This window comes from Bacillus coreaensis (assembly GCF_050586445.1).
Classification (GTDB): domain Bacteria; phylum Bacillota; class Bacilli; order Bacillales; family Cytobacillaceae; genus Robertmurraya_A; species Robertmurraya_A coreaensis.
In genome coordinates this window covers 65,911-87,266 of sequence record NZ_JBOCCY010000008.1, presented here as the reverse complement: position 1 = coordinate 87,266, position 21,356 = coordinate 65,911, and the positions used below count along the sequence as shown (strand labels likewise).

Annotated in this window: 20 protein-coding genes; 3 read left to right on the top strand and 17 right to left on the bottom strand. The window is 41.0% G+C overall.

Going from position 1 to position 21,356, the window contains the following annotated elements; genetic code table 11:
* Window positions 1-11: 11 nt before the first annotated feature.
* On the bottom strand, window positions 12-1,124 hold the full coding sequence (locus ACQ5H4_RS14125; protein WP_430775619.1) for a 5-methyltetrahydropteroyltriglutamate--homocysteine S-methyltransferase: 1,113 nt from the start codon (window positions 1,122-1,124) through the stop codon (window positions 12-14).
* 141 nt (window positions 1,125-1,265) lie between these two features.
* On the opposite strand from ACQ5H4_RS14125, the gene ACQ5H4_RS14120 reads away from it, so the two are divergent.
* A complete protein-coding gene (locus ACQ5H4_RS14120; RefSeq protein WP_430775618.1) occupies window positions 1,266-2,180 on the top strand; it encodes a LysR family transcriptional regulator in 915 nt (304 codons plus the stop codon).
* A 251-nt stretch (window positions 2,181-2,431) separates the two neighbouring features.
* Here the strand turns inward: ACQ5H4_RS14120 and ehuA are convergent, their stop codons facing one another.
* The 10 genes from ehuA to ACQ5H4_RS14070 all read right to left on the bottom strand — a co-directional run bounded on the left by ehuA (window position 2,432) and on the right by ACQ5H4_RS14070 (window position 12,911).
* Window positions 2,432-3,259, bottom strand: a complete 828-nt coding sequence (gene ehuA / locus ACQ5H4_RS14115; protein WP_430775617.1) for an ectoine/hydroxyectoine ABC transporter ATP-binding protein EhuA — start codon at window positions 3,257-3,259, stop codon at window positions 2,432-2,434.
* Window positions 3,260-3,311: 52 nt separating this feature from the next.
* Window positions 3,312-3,977, bottom strand: coding sequence for an ectoine/hydroxyectoine ABC transporter permease subunit EhuD (gene ehuD / locus ACQ5H4_RS14110; RefSeq protein ID WP_430775616.1), 666 nt, complete (start codon window positions 3,975-3,977; stop codon window positions 3,312-3,314).
* 2 nt (window positions 3,978-3,979) lie between these two features.
* Complete coding sequence (gene ehuC / locus ACQ5H4_RS14105) at window positions 3,980-4,627, bottom strand: ectoine/hydroxyectoine ABC transporter permease subunit EhuC (RefSeq protein WP_430775615.1); 648 nt, start codon at window positions 4,625-4,627, stop codon at window positions 3,980-3,982.
* Between the two features lie 97 nt (window positions 4,628-4,724).
* The gene (ehuB, locus tag ACQ5H4_RS14100) at window positions 4,725-5,606 is read right to left on the bottom strand and encodes an ectoine/hydroxyectoine ABC transporter substrate-binding protein EhuB (protein WP_430775614.1); all 882 of its coding nucleotides are present in this window, start codon (window positions 5,604-5,606) and stop codon (window positions 4,725-4,727) included.
* Window positions 5,607-5,648: 42 nt separating this feature from the next.
* Window positions 5,649-7,115 (bottom strand): aldehyde dehydrogenase family protein, encoded by a 1,467-nt coding sequence (locus ACQ5H4_RS14095; RefSeq protein ID WP_430775613.1) that lies wholly within the window; start codon window positions 7,113-7,115, stop codon window positions 5,649-5,651.
* A 13-nt stretch (window positions 7,116-7,128) separates the two neighbouring features.
* Window positions 7,129-8,193, bottom strand: a complete 1,065-nt coding sequence (locus ACQ5H4_RS14090; protein ID WP_430775612.1) for a homoserine dehydrogenase — start codon at window positions 8,191-8,193, stop codon at window positions 7,129-7,131.
* On the bottom strand, window positions 8,190-9,419 hold the full coding sequence (locus ACQ5H4_RS14085; protein WP_430775611.1) for a M20 metallopeptidase family protein: 1,230 nt from the start codon (window positions 9,417-9,419) through the stop codon (window positions 8,190-8,192). Before ACQ5H4_RS14085 ends, ACQ5H4_RS14090 begins: the two co-directional genes overlap by 4 nt.
* A gap of 20 nt (window positions 9,420-9,439) precedes the next feature.
* Window positions 9,440-10,654: a cystathionine gamma-synthase family protein gene (locus ACQ5H4_RS14080; RefSeq protein WP_430775610.1), complete on the bottom strand. Its 1,215-nt coding sequence runs from the start codon at window positions 10,652-10,654 to the stop codon at window positions 9,440-9,442.
* A gap of 23 nt (window positions 10,655-10,677) precedes the next feature.
* Window positions 10,678-11,649 (bottom strand): cyclodeaminase, encoded by a 972-nt coding sequence (locus ACQ5H4_RS14075; RefSeq protein ID WP_430775609.1) that lies wholly within the window; start codon window positions 11,647-11,649, stop codon window positions 10,678-10,680.
* A 74-nt stretch (window positions 11,650-11,723) separates the two neighbouring features.
* The gene (locus ACQ5H4_RS14070; protein WP_430775608.1) at window positions 11,724-12,911 is read right to left on the bottom strand and encodes a M24 family metallopeptidase; all 1,188 of its coding nucleotides are present in this window, start codon (window positions 12,909-12,911) and stop codon (window positions 11,724-11,726) included.
* A gap of 251 nt (window positions 12,912-13,162) precedes the next feature.
* On the opposite strand from ACQ5H4_RS14070, the gene eutB reads away from it, so the two are divergent.
* Both eutB and ACQ5H4_RS14060 read left to right on the top strand, forming a co-directional pair.
* Window positions 13,163-14,161: a hydroxyectoine utilization dehydratase EutB gene (eutB, locus tag ACQ5H4_RS14065; RefSeq protein ID WP_430775607.1), complete on the top strand. Its 999-nt coding sequence runs from the start codon at window positions 13,163-13,165 to the stop codon at window positions 14,159-14,161.
* A 33-nt stretch (window positions 14,162-14,194) separates the two neighbouring features.
* Window positions 14,195-15,814, top strand: coding sequence for a PucR family transcriptional regulator (locus ACQ5H4_RS14060; RefSeq protein ID WP_430775605.1), 1,620 nt, complete (start codon window positions 14,195-14,197; stop codon window positions 15,812-15,814).
* Between the two features lie 68 nt (window positions 15,815-15,882).
* Here ACQ5H4_RS14060 and ACQ5H4_RS14055 read toward each other — a convergent pair whose 3' ends face one another.
* From ACQ5H4_RS14055 to ACQ5H4_RS14030, 6 genes are all read right to left on the bottom strand, one after another.
* Window positions 15,883-16,350, bottom strand: coding sequence for a hypothetical protein (locus ACQ5H4_RS14055; protein WP_430775604.1), 468 nt, complete (start codon window positions 16,348-16,350; stop codon window positions 15,883-15,885).
* 124 nt (window positions 16,351-16,474) lie between these two features.
* A complete protein-coding gene (locus ACQ5H4_RS14050) occupies window positions 16,475-16,723 on the bottom strand; it encodes a GlsB/YeaQ/YmgE family stress response membrane protein (protein ID WP_430775603.1) in 249 nt (82 codons plus the stop codon).
* 59 nt (window positions 16,724-16,782) lie between these two features.
* Entirely contained in the window at window positions 16,783-17,337 is a 555-nt protein-coding gene (locus ACQ5H4_RS14045; RefSeq protein WP_430775601.1) for a thioredoxin family protein, read from the bottom strand.
* An 89-nt stretch (window positions 17,338-17,426) separates the two neighbouring features.
* Window positions 17,427-18,752 carry a prolyl oligopeptidase family serine peptidase gene (locus tag ACQ5H4_RS14040; protein ID WP_430775600.1) on the bottom strand — a complete coding sequence of 442 codons (1,326 nt, stop codon included), beginning with the start codon at window positions 18,750-18,752 and terminating at the stop codon, window positions 17,427-17,429.
* 88 nt (window positions 18,753-18,840) lie between these two features.
* Window positions 18,841-19,725, bottom strand: coding sequence for an AraC family transcriptional regulator (locus tag ACQ5H4_RS14035; protein WP_430775599.1), 885 nt, complete (start codon window positions 19,723-19,725; stop codon window positions 18,841-18,843).
* 159 nt (window positions 19,726-19,884) lie between these two features.
* A complete protein-coding gene (locus ACQ5H4_RS14030; RefSeq protein ID WP_430775598.1) occupies window positions 19,885-21,345 on the bottom strand; it encodes a hypothetical protein in 1,461 nt (486 codons plus the stop codon).
* Window positions 21,346-21,356 lie beyond the last annotated feature (11 nt).

The following is a 21,356-nucleotide window of genomic DNA, read 5'->3' as shown; positions in this document are numbered from 1 at the left end:
TCATCTCGTGTTTATTTCCAAACTTCCTTAGAGATGTCAACAACATGCTGAAGCTTTGCCCATTGTTGCTTCTCAGTCAAAAGATTTCCTTCTTCCGTTGACGCAAACCCGCATTGAGGACTTAAACATAATTGGTCCAATGGTACAAATTTGGACGCCTCTTCTATTCGTTTTTTAATAACATCCTTGTTTTCTAGTTCTCCAAATTTGGAAGTAACCAAGCCTAAAACAACTTGCAGGTCCGGTCTAGTAACAAAACGAAGTGGTTCAAACCCGCCTGAACGATCGTTATCATATTCTAAAAAGAAACCGTCGATATTTAAGTGACCGAATAATTGTTCAGCAACCGGCTCATATCCACCAGAAGAAATCCATGTGGAGCGGAAATTTCCACGACAAATATGCATCGTAATTTTTAAATCTTCCGGACGATCAGCTACAGCTTTGTTTAGCGTTTGTAAATACATTTTAATTAAGTAATCCGGGTTTAATCCTTTGGCCCGAAGCAATTCCTTTTGTTCCTCTGAACATAAATACGCCCAAGAGGTATCATCTAACTGTAAATAACGGCAACCCGCATCGTAGAAAGCTTGAATCGCCTTTTTATAAGTGGCAGCTAAATCAGCAAATAACTCTTCCTCGTCTGGATACACCGATTCATCCACTTCTCCACGAAAATGAAGCATACTTGGACTTGGAATCGTAAACTTTGCTGTATGGTCCCCTGCTACTTGATGAAGATATTGATAGTCTTCTAGCATCGGATGATTTCCAAAGTCTAGTTTACTAGTCACTTTAATGACACGAGATTTTGTTTGTTTTTGGTGAAATTGAATTCCGTTTCCTGACCAAAATCCTTCCACGCCAATCAAGTTTTCTAAGAAGTCAAAATGCCACCAAGCTCTTCGAAATTCTCCATCCGTCACAGCCTGTAGACCGATCTCCTTTTGTTTATCAACGATCCTTGCAATTTCCTTATCCTCGATTTTTCTTAATTGACCTAATGTAATCTCACCAGCTACACTCTGTAATCGAGCTGTTTTAATAACATCTGAACGTAATAAACTCCCAACTTGATCGGCACGAAAAATCGTTTGATTCTTCCCCTTCGTTTCTACTGTCATCATATTCCCTCTTTTCTGTTTCTCTATTGTTTGTATCCTATCACGATTTTCGTGCTATAGTGTAACTGATAAAAGTAATCAGTCGTTATAACCAAAAACTATAACGTTCTGAAATACACAGACGAAAAACGGGGAATCAAGATGAAGTTACAGCAGCTAAAATATGTGATAGAAGTGGTGGCATGCGGTTCGATTAATGAAGCAGCGCGAAGACTATATATCTCGCAACCTAGCTTATCAAAAGCGATCAAAGAGCTTGAAAGAGAAATAGGGATTACCATTTTCACTCGTACATCGACAGGAATTACCCTCTCTCCAGATGGAGCGGAGTTTCTTGGGTATGCTAGGCAAGTGGTGGAACAAGCGGAATTGTTAGAGCGCCGTTACTTTAATACGGCCCCTTCTGAGCAGCTCTTTTCCGTTTCCACCCAGCATTATGCATTTGCCGTTAACGCATTCGTTGAAATGATTAAAAAACATGGTGAGGATAAATACCAATTTACACTAAGGGAAACGAGAACCTATGAAATCATCGAAGACGTCAAAAACCTACGAAGCGAAATAGGCATTTTGTATGTGAGTTCCTTTAATGAAAAAGTCATGATGCCTTTACTAAAAGAACGAGGGTTAGATTTTGAAGTTCTTTTTCAAGCAAAACCTCATATATTCGTCAGTACTCATAATCCGCTGGCTAAGAAATCAACGGTCACGTTAGAGGAGCTAGAAGAATTTCCACGTCTTACGTTTGAACAAGGGGAGTATAACTCGTTTTATTATTCAGAAGAACTATTCAGCACCATTCCTTGTAAAAAAAGCATTCAGGTTAGTGATCGAGCAACCCTTTTTAATCTGTTAATCGGGTTGAATGGGTATACCATATCTACTGGAATTTTAAGTGAAGATTTAAATGGATCTAATATTGTGTCTGTCCCACTGGAGGAAGGCGAACTGATTACAGTCGGCTGCGTCGTTAATAAAAAAACACAACTTAGCCGGATCGCTAAATTGTATTTAGAGGAGCTCAAGCAAATCATTGATTTTTATCTTTTACATTAACAACGGGGACGTGATAAGCTAAGGATAGAAAATAAACACACCGAAGAAAAAAGAATGTACTATGGGGATGCACTGACTCACTTGAGGAATTAAAACAAAGAATTGTAGATTATATTAATTTTTTATGAATATAAAGCAAAAAATTGGCAGGTATGAGTCCGGTTCAAATACCGGACTCATATCTGCCAATTACCCGTTTAAATATAGACTCTAACTTCCGGGGTCACTTCATGCCTGTCCCAAGGTCCAGTTTAGCGTGAGTGGAAGCGGGTTAGGAATTCTTTTGTTCGTTGGTGCTTTGGTTTGGTGAATAGGATGTGTGGCGGGCCTTGTTCGACAATTTTTCCACCTTCCATAAATACTACGCGGTCCGCGATGTCTCGAGCGAAGTCCATTTCGTGTGTGATTAATAGCATAGCCATTTCACCTTGTACAGCAATCTCACGAATGACCTCGAGTACTTCTCCTACCAGCTCTGGATCGAGGGCTGAAGTGACTTCATCAAAGAGCATGATTCTTGGTTTCATTACAAGGGCACGTGCAATGGCCACACGCTGTTGCTGACCACCTGATAATTGCGAAGGATACACGTCAAGCTTGTGGTCCAATCCAACCTTCTTCAGCATTTCAATCGCGCGTTTTTCCGCTTCCTTCTTCTCAACACCTGCCACATGAACGAGGGCTGCCGTAACATTTCGTAGGATTGTCATATGCGGAAACAAATTGTAATGCTGAAAGACCATACCAATATCTCCACGCACCTTGCTAATCTGCTTTTCTGCTGCAGGAACGAGTTTGCCGTTCACCGTCTTGTGCCAAAGTTGTTCACCGTTCACCTCTATTGTACCAGAGCTAGGTTGTTCTAAAGTCATGAGCATTCGTGCGAGTGTCGTTTTTCCTGACCCACTAGGCCCAATAATAGCGACTTTTTCCCCTGGGTCAATTGTAAAGTCAAGCTCTTTCAATATTTCGAGATCACCATAAGATTTACTTATTTTTGTATAACGAACAATCGGTGTTTGTTCTAGTTTTCCCGTCTCCTCGCTTATTTTGATTGGTAGAATGGATGTTTGGCTCATACTCATCTTCCTTTCTTTTCAATTAAAAGCATCAAGCTCCATGCAACAAACGTCATGCAGCTCGATTAAAACGATTAGCCGTTTTATTTTCTAAATAACGGACAACAAGAGATGCAGGGTAGCTTAACAAGAAGAACAATAGCCCTACAATTGTAAAAGCTTCGATATACTTGAAAGAACTAGACCCAATGATTTTTGCCGTCTGCATCATTTCTACTAGTGTAATAGCCGAAAGTATTGGAGTTTCCTTAAACATAACAATGAAATAGTTTCCTAGCATCGGGAAAACAGGAGGTAATGCCTGGGGTAAAATGATACGAAACCACGTTTGTCTCTTGGTAAAATTAAGGGCAGTACCTGCTTCCCATTGACCCTTTGGAACTGCTTCAATCCCTGAGCGATACACTTCCGATAAATACGTACTATAATGAATCCCCAGTCCAATGACACCTGCCACAAAAGGGGTTAGCGATATTCCAAATTCAGGGAGAACATAAAAAATGAAGAACAATTGAACGAGCAATGGAGTGGTACGAATAAACTCGACAAAAGCAGTTACTAAAAACAACAAGGGCTTGAAGTTTGATCGTTTACACACTGTCCACACCAGCCCGAGAAGTGCAGCAACAATAAATGCCGTAACAGTTGCACCTAACGTAATCCACATCGCGTCAACTAAATCAGGAACAATTGAAATGGCAAAATTAGAATCCCACATGCTTACACCCTCCCTACGGATAATTTTCTCTCTAGCCATTTAAAACCTAATGTCATTGGATAGCCAATTAAAAAATAGAAGACAAGTAGCAAAGTGAAAATTTCCGTTGTTTGCATCGTTGTCGTCCGGAGAGACATCGCTTGAAAGGTTAAATCAGACAAGGTAACTAACGAAACGAGTGCAGTCCCTTTTAAAAGTTCGATTGATAAGTTGCTGAAGGTTGGAAGCATGATGAGCATAGCTTGAGGCAAAACAATATATCGTAACCTTTGAAACGGAGTCATGTTCAATGCAATGGATGCTTCTGTTTGCCCCTTTGGCACTGCTAAAATAGAGCTTCTAACAACCTCCGCTCCATAAGCTCCATAATTCAGGCCGATTGCAAGAATTCCTGCTGTCATCGCAGGAATGCTTACGCCCAGCATCGGGAGTGCAAAATATAACCAAAACAATTGAATAAGAAGAGATGTCCCACGAAACACTTCAATATAGACGTTTGCAATAAATCTAACTACCTTCCACTTTGACAATTTCATAAATCCGAATAGAAAAGAAAAGACCAACGCAATAAGCATAGAGAATATCATGACCTTTAAAGTCACAATCGCACCGTCTAGCAATGGCGGAATAAAATCAACAAATGAATACATTCAGGCACCCCTCCTTTATTTGAAAAATATAGCTAAGGTAAAACCGAGAGAAGGAACTCTCTCGGTTGCAGCCCTTATGGTAGATAGAACATTAAAATTATTTGCTTAATTCTTCAGCAGTCACGTCTCCTGGAAGCTCTTGTTCCGTAAATCCAAATTGGCTAATGATCTCTAGCAATTCTCCTGATTCCTTCATGGCAGCTAACTCTTTGTTAAACGCTTCTCTAAAATCATCATCTTCTTGACGGAATACCGTTGCACCATATCCACGAACACTCTTCCCATCAATGATTGGATCTTCAAAATCCATAACACGTTCAACGTCAGGATCATTTGCTGCATCCAGCACAGACTGAAGTGATGGACCAGTCATTGCGATGACATCCACATGTCCAGCTTGTAGTGCGGCAAGGGCAGACGGGTTATCAGGAACTACTTGGATTTGACTTTCGTCTACACCAACACTCTTTAAGTAATCACTTTGAATAGCTCCACTCATAACTGCCACTTTTATATCCGAGTTATTTTTAATATCTTCATAGCTTTTAATATTTAAAGGATTCCCTGTTTTAACAGCAATCGCTTCCCCAATGCTATACTCCGGATCCGCAAAGTCCACCTGCTTTGCTCTTTCAGGTGTAATATACATCCCAGCAGTAATTAAGTCGAAACGCTTCGCTTGAATACCAGGAATGAGGGAACCAAACTCAGTTAAAACCCCATTCATTTCTTCAATCCCCATCTTTTTCAGCACAGCACGCGCTACTTCAACAGCTTCTCCTGTTAGCTTTCCATCAGGAGTGGCATACGCGTACGGAACTTCATTGGCAAATCCAACGGTAACAAAGCCTTCACTTTTTACTTTTTCTAGCGTAGTTTCTCCCTTTTCTTCACTTCCTGACGTCCCCTCTGTTTGGCTACATGCCACTAAGCTGAAAATCAACAGTACTGTTAAAAAAGCTTTCATATATTTACGCATCACATATTACCCCCTGTAATATTTTTAAGCTAACAGCCCCCATTACAATCCGGCAGAGGCTAACGTGACTGCCATTGTTTTAAAACAAACCACTTTCGGCTCGGTCATTTCAAGGATGGAATACTTGACCCCTTCCCGACCTAGGCCAGATTGCTTGAGACCACCAAACGGCATGGAATCAATGCGATAATCACTGCTGTCATTTACCATAATTCCCCCTACCTCGATATGACGAATCGCATAAAATGCATGGTCTAAGTTTTTTGTAAAAATACCTGCCTGCAGGCCATATTTTGCATCATTTGCCTTTTCAATCGCCTCCTTAATATTATTGATAGGATATAAGATGACAACCGGACCAAACACCTCTTCTGTTGCTAATGTGCAATCCGAGGGAAGCCTTGTGACAATGGTAGGGTCATAATAAGCACCGTTTCTTTTCCCTCCACATAAAATGGTTGCACCCTTTTCAACAGCCTCGTTGACCCAAGTTTCCACCCTTAATGCCTCTTTTTCTGTAATCATCGGGCCGATATCAGTTGTATCAAGAAGCTTATCTCCAATGACATACGCCCTCGTACGTGAGACAAATTTCCGTTCAAACTCTTCATATATTTGTTCGTCGACATAAATCCGTTGAACACCTAAGCAATTTTGTCCAGCCGCCCAAAACGAGCCAGACACAAGAGAACTCACCGCCTCATTTACGTCAGCATCAGCCATTACAATACAAGGAGAGTTTGAACCAAGCTCCATTGCAAGCTTTTTTAACCCTGCTGTTTTTGCAATTTTTTCTCCTGCTTCTACTCCACCTGTAAAGGAAACCATGCGGACATCAGGGTGGGTAACGAGTTCTTCCCCGATCTCCTTTGAATGTCCCGTTATGATCGTCAACACCTTCTTAGGCAAGCCTGCATTTACAAACGCTTCAGCAAGCTTTAACGCACTTAAGGGGGTAACCGTTGCTGGCTTCACGATTATGGCATTTCCAGAAGCAATTGCGGGACCAATCTTATGAGCAACAAGATTCAACGGGTCGTTAAAAGGAGTTATGGCTACAATAAGTCCGATTGGAATGCGATAATAATAACCAACACGATCCTCACTTCCACTCATCTGATCAAAAGGTATCGTTTCCCCATTTAATCTACGCACTTCCTCTGCACTTACACGTAAGGTATTCACACAGCGCGTCACTTCTTTTCGAGCTTCTCGAATCGTTTTACTACCTTCAAGGGCAATCATCCGAGCAAAATCCTCATGATTCTTTTCCACATAATTCGCCGCTTTGGTTAGAATGGATATTCTTTCAAAGCTCGATAAATTTGCTGCAACTTTTGCTCCCTCGAGCCCTGCTTGAATGGCAAACATAGCATCCTCTTTTGATGCAGCTGGTACCTTCGCAATCAAGCCATTATCTTTCGGATCCAACACATCGATCGTCTCTTCACGCATAACCCATTCCCCTGCTAAAAGCATCGGTTTATTAAGCAATGTTTGTGCTTGCATATGTTCCTCCTCCCTACATCACTAGACTTGTCACTTCTTTCACTTGAGCTCGATGAATATTTAATAAGTCAATCAACAAAGCGTATCCTGTCTCCACCTTCCCAGCTCCCGCACCGATAACCGTAATAGGACCTGAGAGGTCACATGTATACGTAATGGCATTTGTGGCACCCGCTATATTGGCAAGCGGGTCGTCTGATGGGAGCTTTTCTGGCATGACTGAAGCAATGACTTCCTCTCCATCTTTTTTCACCTTCGCAATGAGCTTCCAGCGCTTATTCTCCATTCGTGCCTCTTCAATATCCTCGATAGTTAAATGAGAGATTCCTTTTCGCAAGATTTCTTCTCCCTTTAGCGGTTGCCCCATCACCACCTTGGAGAGGATAAGTATTTTATAGAGTCCATCATATCCTTCAACATCACTGGTTGGATCAGCCTCTGCGTAACCAAGACGCTGCGCTTCCACCAACGCATCTTCGTACGAAATTCCGTTTTCCATTTTCGTTAAAATGTAATTTGTTGTCCCATTTAAAATACCTTTAATCTCGATAATTTCATTTCCTGCAAGAGATACATCCGGCATCTTAAGAGTAGGGGTACCACTCATCACTGATCCTTCAAAGCCCCATCGAACATTATTTTTCTCTGCTAGTGAGATCAATTCCTCATATGCTAAAGCAACAGGACCTTTATTTGTCATGATGACATGTTTTCCATGAGTAAACGCAACCTTACAATGATCAATCGCAGGCTGACCGGTTTTCACATCCGTATAGGTCGCCTCAATAATCGTATCTGCATTGGTGTTCACAATCGTTTCAAAGCTATCAAAGTGGCGAATCAATCCCGGTTCATCCGGATAACTTTCCAAACTCCCCGTTTCAACAACTGTCGACAATAACACATCAAGCTTTAATCCATTTGGGTTGTAAATAGAACCTTTTCGAATATCTGACACAGCAACTACCTTTGTATCTAACAGAAATTTTTCCTGTAGCAGTTGCTTTTTCCTTAATAATATCTCAATAAAACCTTGCCCTACCACGCCAAATCCCAGCATGGCAATTCGATGTGTCATTCTTTTCCCTCCCCAGGTAGCTTGTATTGGCCCGATAAATATCTAAACGCTGTCTCAGCAAGTATCATGGTCCCAATGGGGAGACATTCCTCATCTATATCAAAGATAGGTGTGTGCAGATCTCGCTTTACCCCATCAGATAGTGCACATCCAAGGAAAATCATTGCTCCTGGCACCACTTTTGTCATATGAGAAAAATCCTCCCCACCCAGTCCAAACGACGAATCAATGATTGTCATATTGTCAAAAACATCTTGAATCGTTTCCCGAAGGTCATTATTTACTTCGGGATGATTATAAAGGGCAGGCTCACCGTGTGTAACCTTAAGGGTAAAGCTACCTCCAAGTGGTTCTACAATGGAAAAAGCTCGTTTCAGCTCTTTTTCTAGTAAGCTACGAACCTCTGGACGATAGCTTCTCATCGTCCCTTCCAACCGAACCTCTGTTGGAATAATATTGCTAGCTGAACCAGCTTCAATCTTGCCTATACTCACTACAGCAGGATCAAGGGCAGATACTCTCCGTGCCACAATCCCATGCAAACTTTGCAAGACGGGACCGAGCAGCCAGATGGGATCCTTTGTTAAATGTGGGTATGCCCCATGCCCCCCTTCCCCAGAAATCACCGCTTCAAAGACATCAACGTTTGACATGCTGTAGCCATCATGAACAAGCACTTCACCCACTGGGTTTTCAGGATTTAAATGAAGAGCCATGACACAATCCACTCCATCTAGCACACCCGCCTGAATCATATAAGGAGCACCAGTCAGCCCTTTTTCATCGGTCGCTTCTTCCGCAGGCTGAAAAAGAAATTTTACAGTTCCAGTGATTTCTCCTCTTGCAAAGCATTCCGCTAATACATGTACCACGCCAAGTAGGATGGATGTGTGGCCATCATGTCCACAAGCATGCATGACCTCGTCGTTCAGTGAGCGGTAGTCACACTCATTTTTTTCCACAATCGGGAGTGCATCCATATCCGCTCGTAAAGCAACCGTCGGTCCTTCACCATTCGAAAGAGTAGCAACAACCGCTGTCTCCGTCCCGACACTAGTGTCAATATGAACACCAGGGATTTTCTGCAACACGTCAACAATAAACGCTGATGTTTGATATTCACAGAAGCTTAGCTCAGGGTGTGCATGGAGATGTCTTCGCCAACCGATGATTTTCTCTTTTATCTGAGCCACTAGCTCCTCCATGGAATGTGTATGCACAGTCATATCTCCACCTCCTTTAGCTATTAGTTGGTCGCTTCAGCCACAGAATGTTCTCTTAAATATGAAAATGCTTGCTCTAAATCACTTAACAAATCTTCAATATCTTCAATTCCCACCGAGATACGAACAAGTCCATCAGGAATTCCCATGGCTGCACGCTCTTCTGGAGTGCACTCCACGTGGCTTGTCGTTCTTGCTGGTCCATACGTTGTTTCCACCGCGCCTAGGTTTGCCGCACGATTCGCATATTGTAATTTCGGTAGAAGGATTCTAACCGCATCCATTCCGCCTTTTAGCGCGAAACTCAACATTCCACCAAAACCGCGCATTTGTTTTTTCGCTATGTCATGGTTCACATGGGTTTCTAGTCCTGGATAAAAGACCGCTTCAACGAGCTCTTCTTTTTCCAAAAACTTCGCGATTGCAAACGCACTTTTGGCTTGCTGCTCCACTCGAAGCTTGAGAGTTTTCATCCCTCTTAAAATTAAGTAAGCTGCCCAAGGATCCATTGTTGCTCCGTTAATTTCACGATAATGATAAATTTGCTCAACTAGTTCCTTGCTTCCACAAACAACCCCACCAAGGGCATCCGCATGACCTCCTAAAAATTTGGTAGCACTATGTAGCACCAAGTCCACTCCTAGCTGTAATGGATTTTGATTAATAGGAGTCGCAAACGTATTATCAACAACTACTAACGCCCCGACAGCTTTTCCAGCTTTGGCCATCCGTTCAATATCCGTTATTTTCACCGTCGGATTTGTTGGTGTTTCTAAATAAAGAATGTCACAGCCCTTTGCAATTTCTACCTCAATAGCGTCATGATCACCAGTTGGACAAAGCGCCACCTCAACTTGCATTTTTGGTAAAAATTCAGTGAAAATTTTGTTTGTCCCACCGTACGTGTCCTTGATGGAAACAACACGATCGCCCGGTTTTAAAAATGTATACAGTGTATTGCTAATGGCCGCCATACCGGTTGAAAAGCTGGTTGCTGCTTGAGCACCCTCCATAATTTTCACTTTATCTTCAAATGCTTGTACGGTCGGGTTTGTATTGCGACCATAAATATGGCCTTGTCTCTTTCCAACAGCAACCTCATACCATTCATCCATGTCGTCATAGTTATAAGCCACACTTACCACAACAGGAACCTGTGTGGCACCATGAACAAGCACTTCCTTCTCCCCAGCCCATACCGATTTTGTTCCTAGATTTGCCGTTTCAAAGTTTGTCATTTCGTTCCCTCCCAATTAAATTCCTATACTAGGTTTTTTGCCGTTAATTTTTTGTAGGCATAGAGGGCAATCGCCGTATCTTGAACCCCCGTGCCAGTTAAATCACAAATTGTAATCTCATGATCACTCGTTCTTCCCTTTTTCAACCCGGTTGTAAGTTGTCCTAGCTCAATAAGATTTTCTTGATCTAACCGAACCACCTCTGCATCCACCGCATGATGTAGCTCTCCTAAACGAACACACTGTGCCTTGACATCACAACAGATGAGATGAGCAAAATCAAAAACCTTCGGGTCAAGCTCTTGTTTATGTTCGGCATCTGAACCCACCGCTGTAATATGAAGCCCTGGGTGAAGCCATTCTGCTTTGATTAGCGGGGCGGTCGAAGGGGTGGTCGAAATAACAACCTCACTTCCCCTGATCACCTCTTCAATACTATTGGTACATGTAACAGTTACGCCAAGTAGCTCCTCTATTTCGGCGGCATATTCCTTTGCCTTACTCTCTGAGCGACCGTACACAATCACCTCACGGAATTCACGAACATGTGATAATGCCAATACTTGATAGCGGGCTTGTGTCCCTGTTCCAATAACACCAACCGTATCGATGGATGACTTTGCTAAATACTTCGCCGCAATCGCTCCAGCGATACCTGTTCGAACATCTGTTAAATACCCGTTATCTTGAAAAATTGCCTGGGGGAAACCCGTTTCCGCACTTAACAAAATCATCATTCCACTTAAGCTCTGCAACCCTTTTTGTGAGTTATTAAAGAAACCTGAGGATATCTTGATCGCAAACTTATCAAACCCTTTAATATAAGCTGTTTTCACATCGACCTCGCCGTTATTCTCCGGTATATCAATGCGCATAATCGGTGGAAGAGTCACCTCACCGTTTGCAAGCTTTGAAAAACCTTCCTCAATAACGGAAAGGATCTTATCATCTGTTTTTACATATTCACGAATGCTCTTCTCATCAAACACATACATTCTTTACACCTCCAGTCCTATGAGTTAAAAAGGGGGAGGGGAAGTATTAAGTACCCCTATCCTCTTATAACAATCTAAACGCGGGCTTCCGCCTTTTTTATAAATAACTGTCTTGGGAAGTTGGCAAATACTTCACAACCTGTTTCTGTGACCCGGAAGGATTCACTAATTTCTATACCATAGTTATCTAGCCACATTCCCGGGATCAAATGGAAGGTCATATTTGGCTGTAGAATTGTTTGGTCTCCTTGTCGAAGAGACGCTGTATGCTCGCCCCAATCTGGAGGATAATTCAAGCCCATTGAATATCCGATTCTAGATTCCTTTTGAAAGCCACTCTTTTCAAGAACCTTTCTCCAAGCAAACTCCACCTCCTCACAAGTAACCCCTGGCTTCACGATATCTAGTGCTGCATTCAAGCCTTCTACAACTACATCAGAAAGGAACTTGATTTTCGAATCTGGTTCACCGATAAAAACAGTTCTCGCAAGTGGTGAGTGATACCTCTTATAGCAGCCTGCAAGCTCTAATATCACAGGTTCCCCTACTTTGTAGCGGCTATCCGACCAGGTCATGTGTGGTGTCGAAGTTTTTTCCCCAGCTGGTAGAAGTGGAACAATCGCTGGATAATCCCCTCCGAACTCTTCTGTTCCTGAGATTTGTGTGTGGTAAATGTCTGCTACCACATCGCATTCACGTACCCCTTCTTGAATACGGTCTATACCTGTTTTCATGGCTTTTTCGACAATCTTGGCTGCTCTTTTCATATACTCAATTTCTCTATCAGATTTTATGATACGAACATGGTTTACTAGATTAGTGGCATCCTTAAAGGTTGATTTTGACAGGCCGCTTCTTAGCTGCTCTAAGCATTTAGCCGTAAAGTAGTAAGTGTCCATTTCCACTCCAATACTGCGCTTGTCCTGACCAATTTCTTTTAATATGTCGCACACAAAATCCATCGGATGCTTGATTAACGATTGAACATAATCATCTGAATAAGGGATAATATGAGTTTCATCTAACCAAGTCGTTACCTTCGCAGCGCTCGCATCTTGATAACGCCCAATCCAAAACGGCTGCTCTTCATCAATGATAACCATTAATAACTGGTGTACGTAGAAAGACCACCCATCATATCCTGTTAGATAATTCATATTTGCAGGGTCTGTTACTAGCAATACATCAATTCCTTGGTCACTCATTCTTTGCTTCGTTTTTTTTAATCGCTCTAAAAATTCCTCCCGCTCGAACGCCAACATTTACCATCACATCTCCTAACATCTAATGTAACTTTTTGTAACATCTATTGATATTGTCATTATAGTTATCTGAAGATTTAATAACTATTGGCAAAAATGTATGAAGTTTTGCCACGATTTCTACTACACTTTTAAAAGAGTCAGTAAAATTATCCAAATTTTTTACGCAATTTGTAGAACTAGACTATAAATTATGTTATCTTTCTTTACATACAAAAATTTGTAATTACTAAATAAAGGAGGATTCACACTTGTCAGCAGTTCTGTTTTCAAAAGAATTAACGATACGAGATGTATGGAAAGCAAAAAAGAATATACAAGGAATTGTTCAAAAAACCCCACTCGTTTTTTCGCCGGTGTTATCCGAAAAATGTGGTGCTTCCATCTATCTCAAGTGTGAGCACCTTCATCAAACAGGTTCTTTTAAGCTTCGAGGGGCCACTAATATGATTAACAGCCTCTCTTCGGAGGAAAAAGCACGAGGAGTCACAACCTTTTCAACTGGAAATCACGGACTTGCTGTTGCTTACGCTGCCAAGCAGTTAGGTATACGAGCTGTCATTTGTGTTTCTACAAGGGTTCCAAAAGCCAAATCCGAAGCAATTTTAAAAATGGGAGCTGAGCTTGAGATATATGGAGATGGTCAGGATGATGCAGAAAAACGATGCTACGAGCTTCATTACCAGGAAGGGCTCACCATTATTCCCCCGTTTGACCATCCGCTAATAATCGGAGGTCAAGGAACGATGGCCTTGGAAATTCTCGAGGAGCTTCCTGATGTGAACGGGGTGATCGGCGGGCTATCTGGAGGAGGTTTACTTTCTGGAGTTGGAGTAACAATGAAACAAAGTGATCCGTCTATTAAAATAATTGGAGTAACAATGGAAAAAGGAGCCGCTATGCATGCCAGTATCGCTTCTGGTCAACCAGTCGAAGTAAAAGAATTCCATACTTTAGCGGATAGTTTACTTGGAGGCATAGGGGTAGACAATCAGTACACATTTCCACTTGTGAAGAAATATGTGGATGACTATGTTCTTATCCCAGAATCAACGATCGCCAAAGGAATGGCGCTTTTATACGAGCAACATCGAATGATCGTCGAGGGAGCAGCTGCCATTGGAGTTGGAGCCCTAATAGATGGATTGGTAAAACCGCCTGGCGATACAACAGTTGTTATTTTAAGCGGAAACAATGTGGATCTTGATTCCCATATTGAATCCATCAAGCTACATGTTCCAATATTCTAAATTAGGTAGTCTTCTAAAAGGAGGAGAATGTCCGTGTCCTTTAATGTAAAAAGCGTAATGTCAATCCCCATGATGGAGGGAGCTATTTTACTAACAGCTGAACACCGAACAGAAGAAAATCTAGTCAACTCCGTTTCAGTCATAGAGATACCCGTCGAGGATTTTGTTCGGAAACATGAGTTTGTATTAACGACTGCCATTGGATGTGGTGAAAACCCTTCAATTCTTTTATCCTTTGTACGTGATGTATACCATTCAGGGGCTGCAGCCCTTGCTATTGCTGTGGGAAGACATGTAAAGGAGATCCCAAGTGAAGTGATCACATTTGCTCAGAACCATCACTTTCCTCTCATTCAACTGCCATGGGAGATTCGCTTTTCAGACATTACTCGTGCCATAATTGAGAATATCTACATTTGGGAGCAACAACTTCAAACAAAGTCGGATATCGTTCAACGGTCTTTGCTCAATAGGTACCTAAGCGGAGAAACGTTAGACGCTGCTGCTAATGAAATAGCGGAAGAAATTAATGCGGAAGTAGCCATAGTCAATGTGGAGGGTCAAGTAAAGGGAAAAAGCAATCATTACTCCCTTCCTTCAGAAAGCATCATTTCTTTTATTCGTTCTCAAAAGAAAAAATACACTAGCGGGAAGAAGACAATATTTAAGTTAGTGATTGAGACCAATCAAAAAATATTAGGCTATTTGCTCATTGTAAAACAAACCGCTCTTTCTGAAATGTACATGTTTCAATCTCTTATTCTTAAGCAAACCATTTTGCCACTAAGCTTATGGCTTCAGCGGTACGAATCAACAGAGGCGACTCTAGCAAAAATAAAAGAGGATTTTATTTGGAGTCTAGCAAACGATGCATTTGACAATTCAGAAGTATTTTTAAACAAAGCAAAAGCCCTTTCTTTTGATATTGATAGACCTTATGTTTGCCTCATCGGACAACTTGAGAACAGTCAGCAATTGTATGACGGAGATCATACAGATGAATCCTTTGACTTCTGGTTGGAAAAATGGGAAAGAATGGGCCAAAACGAACTTTCATCCGCTGCATCAATATTAGATAGAAGAATTTTGTCAACGGTGAGAAGTGGCCGCTTTTTACTATTTTTAGAGATTCCATTAAACCACATCCGTCAAGATGCGATGGAGTTTCTTGATCACTTCGAAGGACGGATTGATCAGAAGGCTGTGATCTCATGGGGAATCGGAGAAAATCGAGCAGGTGTACACACATTCTCCGAAAGCTATAAGGATGCACGAACAGCCCTTGAAATTGGACGGGCTCAACAAGGCCCTGGACATAGAGGGACTTACGCGGACACAGAGCTATACAATATCCTGCTATCACTCTCCACCACACCAGAATCACACAAAGTGCTTCAAAACTTGATTTACACCCTCGTCGATTACGAGCAAAAACGGGGACTTGACTTAATCAATACACTTACTGCTTATATAAGCAATTTCGGTAACATCAGCCAAACATCACGTGCCTTAAACCTACACCGCCAATCTTTACTCTATCGATTAAAGAAAATTGAATCCATCACAGGCAAAACACTCACAGACCCAGACGATCTACTACTACTACACTTAAGCCTAAAATCATGGTCAATCCGATTCGCCGTTCAATCCTAGGGGACATGTTCCTTGTCCCCGCTTTTTTCTTGAAATCTGAAGGACAGGTCCTCGTTCTACCCTTTCCTTTAGCGACTTTTTCTATATTTTTCAATCAAATACTGGACAGCATACAATAAATACGCTTTATAGTGTATGTAGAAGAAAAACTGGACACGACTTAGCCCATTTAGACTGATGATTTTACATTTTTTCAATACATCCATCATTACAAAAGCAAAGACTCCATCTGCAATCACATTAAGTAATACAAACTTTTTAAAATTGCCATACGAATACTTCAACAGCCACATCGTAAAAGGCATGTAGGGGCCAATACTAAAAGGAAGTTCATCCTTAAAGAAAGATTTATACCCATCGTAAAACTTCCACCAGTTCCTCCTATGACCGTAAATATGATTGATGATTTCAAATACCACAATAAATAAACCGGTAAAAGAATACCGCTTGAAGCTTTTCTTTCCGATAAACAATAACGATAACCACGGAATGGCGATAATTGCTAGATTAAAAAGCAAATGTCTTCTCTTGATCATGTAACGATTTCACCTCAACCAATTTTAGTTATTTTTATTAAATTGTCCATTTCCCACAAAAAAATCCATCATTTAGCAGTAGGTGGAACAAAAAAAAGACAACCCTTAAGGCTGCCTTCACTCGTTATTTGGAAAGAATATTTGAGATCACCCGCAATAGTAAAACAAACAATATACTACCGACCAATGCTGGTAAAATGGCAATGCCTGCAAATGCTGGTCCCCATGTTCCTAGAAGCATCCCACCAATCCACGCACCTATAATTCCGCAAATAATATTCCCAATGATCCCATAGGGGAGATTGTTTCCTGCAATTAAACTCGCTAACCACCCGATGATACCGCCTACGATCAAATAAAGAAGTAATCCCATATGTATGTCCTCCTTTGTGATGGTAGTAGACTAATACCCGGATCATAAAAAATTTAAACTTACATCACATCTAATACTCTTCCCTTAAAGCTCTCATACACGTATAACCAAAGGGTCTGGTCTTCAACATAGCTTTTTCTTAATTTGCCAAAGAGTTCTTTTTGTTTTTCCGCAAAAGTTGGATCTTCTTTGGCTGGCAGAGTGGCACGGAGATCGTCCACCATTTGTTGAACTTCAGGTGCACGAGGTCCCCATTTCCCCACTAACTCTCCTTGCTCATTTAGAATTAATATCATTGGAATTGCTCGTCCACCGTTTGTTAGGTGTCGGTCAATCAAATCGGTGTCAACGTCACGTAAAGTGACACGCATGTCAATGTTTGCCGCTTCAGCTAGTTTGCGAATAACCGGATTAATCATCATGGCATCTCCACACCAATCTTCTGTAATCGTTAAAAAGTGAAGTGAATGTTGTTTTAGTGTGTCTACCAAGCCGTCATCAGGTAATTGGAATTGCTCATACACCGCAAAGCTTTCCTCTTTTAATGTACTCATTTCGTCCATATATGCTTGGATGGATTTTCCTTCTTCAAAATATTGCTGTTCTGATTTCACGTAGTAGGCACCCCTCTTCTCATTCTATGTACTAACTATACCAAATAAAAGCAGTGTGATTCTTGTTAGAAGCACACTGCTTTTGAATATTATTTAGACTGGCTTGCTAACCATTCCATAAGGGTGATTTCTTTTCCATCGATTGTTGTTTTTACATCGTTGTTGTACACGTAGATCCATGACCAGTGGCCGTTGTACTCGTAAGGTGTGCCATCTTCATTTTTGTATAAGCCTGAAGTATCTACCACGTTATCGAATAGTGATAAGTGTACATTGGGAGCACCCGCTTCGACTAAACGCTCATACGTTGGAACCGTATAATTGTTCACATTTACAACTGGATCGTTCGCAGCAGTAACAAACCAAGTTGGTACGTTTTTCATGTTTTCAATTTGCTCATCTGTAATGAGTGTGTCCGCTAGTGCTTCACAAGTTGGAATAGCCGCTGCGAAATATTCTGGATAATCACGAATCATGAGCATCGTCATGTATCCACCGTTTGAATCTCCACCGATATAAATACGGTCCGTGTCGATGTCTTTATTGTTAGACACATAGTCTTGAATCAAGCTCATTAATGCATCTTCATATTTCGACGTTCCATCACCAAAGCCAGTTTCGCCATCCATCCAGAACGTTGGTGTTTGAGGGGCTAACACATACGCTCCACCAAAGTAGGCTTGAATGTCATCAGAAGCCCAGTTCACCGCCTTGTTTCCTGAAATCGGAATCGTTGGATCTGTTCCACCTTCGCCAGCACCATGTAGCCAGATGACCAGAGGATTTTTCTTATTATCCTTCTTCGGCTCAAAATCCGCATATGTTAGTGTCACATCATCATATGTAGCTTCACCTGTAGAGAACTCATCCACTAGCTCTCTTACTCCACCTGAGAAATGATCAATCACAAGGTCTGAGATCGTTCCCGCTTTTGTAACAATATCTTCTTCCTGTGTGATTGTATATTCGTTTTCTGTCCAATCATTAAAACCAGTTGTCTGCCAATCATAATTCATGGTATTACCTAGAGGTTCATTAGGTCCAAATTTCATTTCTAACACTACGTATTTTCCTGTGGCCACGGCTGGATTGCCATCTTTATCAGAAACATACGCGTTAGTAATTTTTCGATCACCTTCAAATAAGAATGGACTCTTTAAACGCGGATCACTAAGTTTCACGTGAACGTTAAAAGTATCCTCGGATACAGAATTAACCGGAACAGGTCTTCCTAAATCCACAATCACCTTCGTAATCGCGGGTCCCCAGTCTTCAATTTCTGTTACAGTTTGATAAGAGGTTGGTTGTGTTTTCAAATCTTTTGCCATCACTCCACTACTAAAAGAAAAAGTCGTACATGCTACTAGTGATAATAGAAATGCCTTTCGTGCTTGTTTCTTCATTCTTTTTAACAATGAAAATTCCTCCTACGAAATCAATTATTTAAGCGTTTACATTTTTGATTTTAGTAGGAATAACCGTTTTCGTCTTGTCCTTTTCTAGCTAAAATGACGTCAATTCTTGATTAGGTACTTTCGACTCCCTGCGATATTGACTAGGCGCGAGCTTATACACCGACTTGAATACTCTATTAAATGACTTCTCATTCGGAAAGCCATTTTTTAAAGCAATCTCTAGTATAGAAAGGTCGGTATTTACAAGATCTCGGTGTGCATATTCGAGCCGAACGGCATTGATATAATGCAGAAGAGTGACACCAATATGCTTCGTAAAAAAGCGAGATAAATATTCTGTCGTAATCCCAAATTCATTAGCGATCATCGATAAAGATAGTTTCTGATGATAGTTTTCTTTAATAAAATCAAAGATCTGCGCCAACCGGTCTAGATGCTTTTTAGAATGAATGTTCGGGTGCCTTTCCTTAGGGACTTGAAAATACTTTAATAACACGTACAGTAATTCATACGATAAAGCAGTAATTTTCACAAAAGAAAAAGGTTCTTTCTCCCTGTTCAAGTAGGCGTATGTCATTTGATCTAAAACCATCCGTAACTCATGAAGCTGTTGAAGCCGGTCTTCATCCCGCTCCCCGGCTGATACACAGTTAAAAGCCACTTCATCTATTTTTACACCCTTTTCTTTCAACAACTCAGGAGGGATAAAGACCGATATAGCTTTTCGCCCCGGACCTCTATCCACCGTAAAGGAATGGATTGAATTTGAGTTAATGACTACAATATCTCCTTCACGGGAGGTATAGGTTCTCCCATCAACATAAATCTCCTCTATCTTTCCGGAAAGAACATAGGAGATTTCAATACTCTCATGCCAATGATTTGGGATATATCCTGCTTCGTCCGATACGTGATAAATGATTTTAATTGGGAAGAGCCCATCTGTTTCCACCCATTCATACGCGTATTCCATCTAATCCCCCCTCGATAAATACAAACAGACTATCTTAGTTAGGTTTCGCTTGAAGGCTGTTAAAATCCTTTTTTTCAACATTGTAAGTTTTTTACTATATACATAGAAAAATCTACAAGATATCTTCTGCCTTCCAAGTAAGAGTTACGGATGCTACTCTCATTTCCCTCCCTTCCACCTATACAAAATAATATGATGATAGACAGGGTCAAACAATGAGTTTGAGGAAAACTCCTCTACTACCTCCACCTTACCTGTTAGATCTACACCTTGTGATATAAATCCTTCGAGAACACTATTGGTTAACAAGATATCCTTATTTTTATAATACGATTGATCATGTAAAAATTTTGAGTATGTGTTAATTTCCTTATGAGGAAACGACGTATCTAAATACGTAAAAACCCTCGATTCCTCCCAAGCATAAATAACAAAAGGTTCTGTTTGATTCTCCAAATAAGCCCCCAATTGATAGGTAGCTGGAAGCTCGCTTGCCTGCTCTTTTAATAAAAGCGTAGTTTGGTAAGCTTGAACAGACAATAGGAATAATGAAAAGGCGATCATAAAGGTGGTTTTCCATTTCGAAAAAACCATTGAAAATAAACAAAATGTCCCTAAAGTAATCAGGGGAATAATATGCCTTGGCTTTTCTACATTCTGCGCAAATAACACCCATAAAAAATAAACAACGATTAGTATGGTGAAAAGTTGAAATAAATAGTTTGACTTGATCCTTTTCCAACTGATAGCCCGAAAAAAATATAGAAACATTACTGCAAACATACTTATTAGAATAAAGGACCTTATCCCAATCCCTGTCCAGCCTATGTTTTCGATGATTAGTTGATACATACGGCTAAAAATTGGTTGGTCTACCGAGGTGGCTGCACCACCCCAATCATTGAAATGACCGCTCGTAAAAGACAGAGCGAGTTTCATAAAACCGGCGAAGCCCCCCTCCGTAAGTGCGACTCCACTAACCCAAAGCAACTGAAAAAGAACAGCTAGAAGTCCTAGGGGCGCCATGTCCTTCAGTGGCAATTGTTTTTTTCTCCATAGCTTATACAAAAGAAAGAGTACACCAATGGAGAACGGAAGGTATGATAATCGAATCCCTAGCAATATGCTTAATAAGAATAACGGAATAACCTGTGACCAAAAGCTTTGTTTTTTCCATGCAACATGGATACTCCAAACATACCACCATAGTACCGCAATCGCTGCCCCTTCCGACATCGGCTGATTAACCATAAGAACAACGAACCCCGAACAATAAGTTAATGTTGCGACTAAAACACTTATTGCTCCGGAAAGATGAGCTCGCGATATTTTATACATCGGGATCATGGCACTCGTGTATAGAAGAATATTAAATAACGTCAAGGATGCCGCTTTATCTTGTACCCAAATGTGCACGAGATAGCCCCCTAGAATAAAATATGGATATCCAGGAAAATGAGGCTGCATAGCTAAAAGATCATAACGCTCAAGTGCTAAAGCAAAGTCGACTTGATCATAGGTGGAAGCAAATGAATTTAGATTTTTCACCTGTGATAAAAGCATCCATATGATGAACATAAGGCTCAGAGAAATAATGATATTTGGTTTAACATTTTTCAACATAAATCACA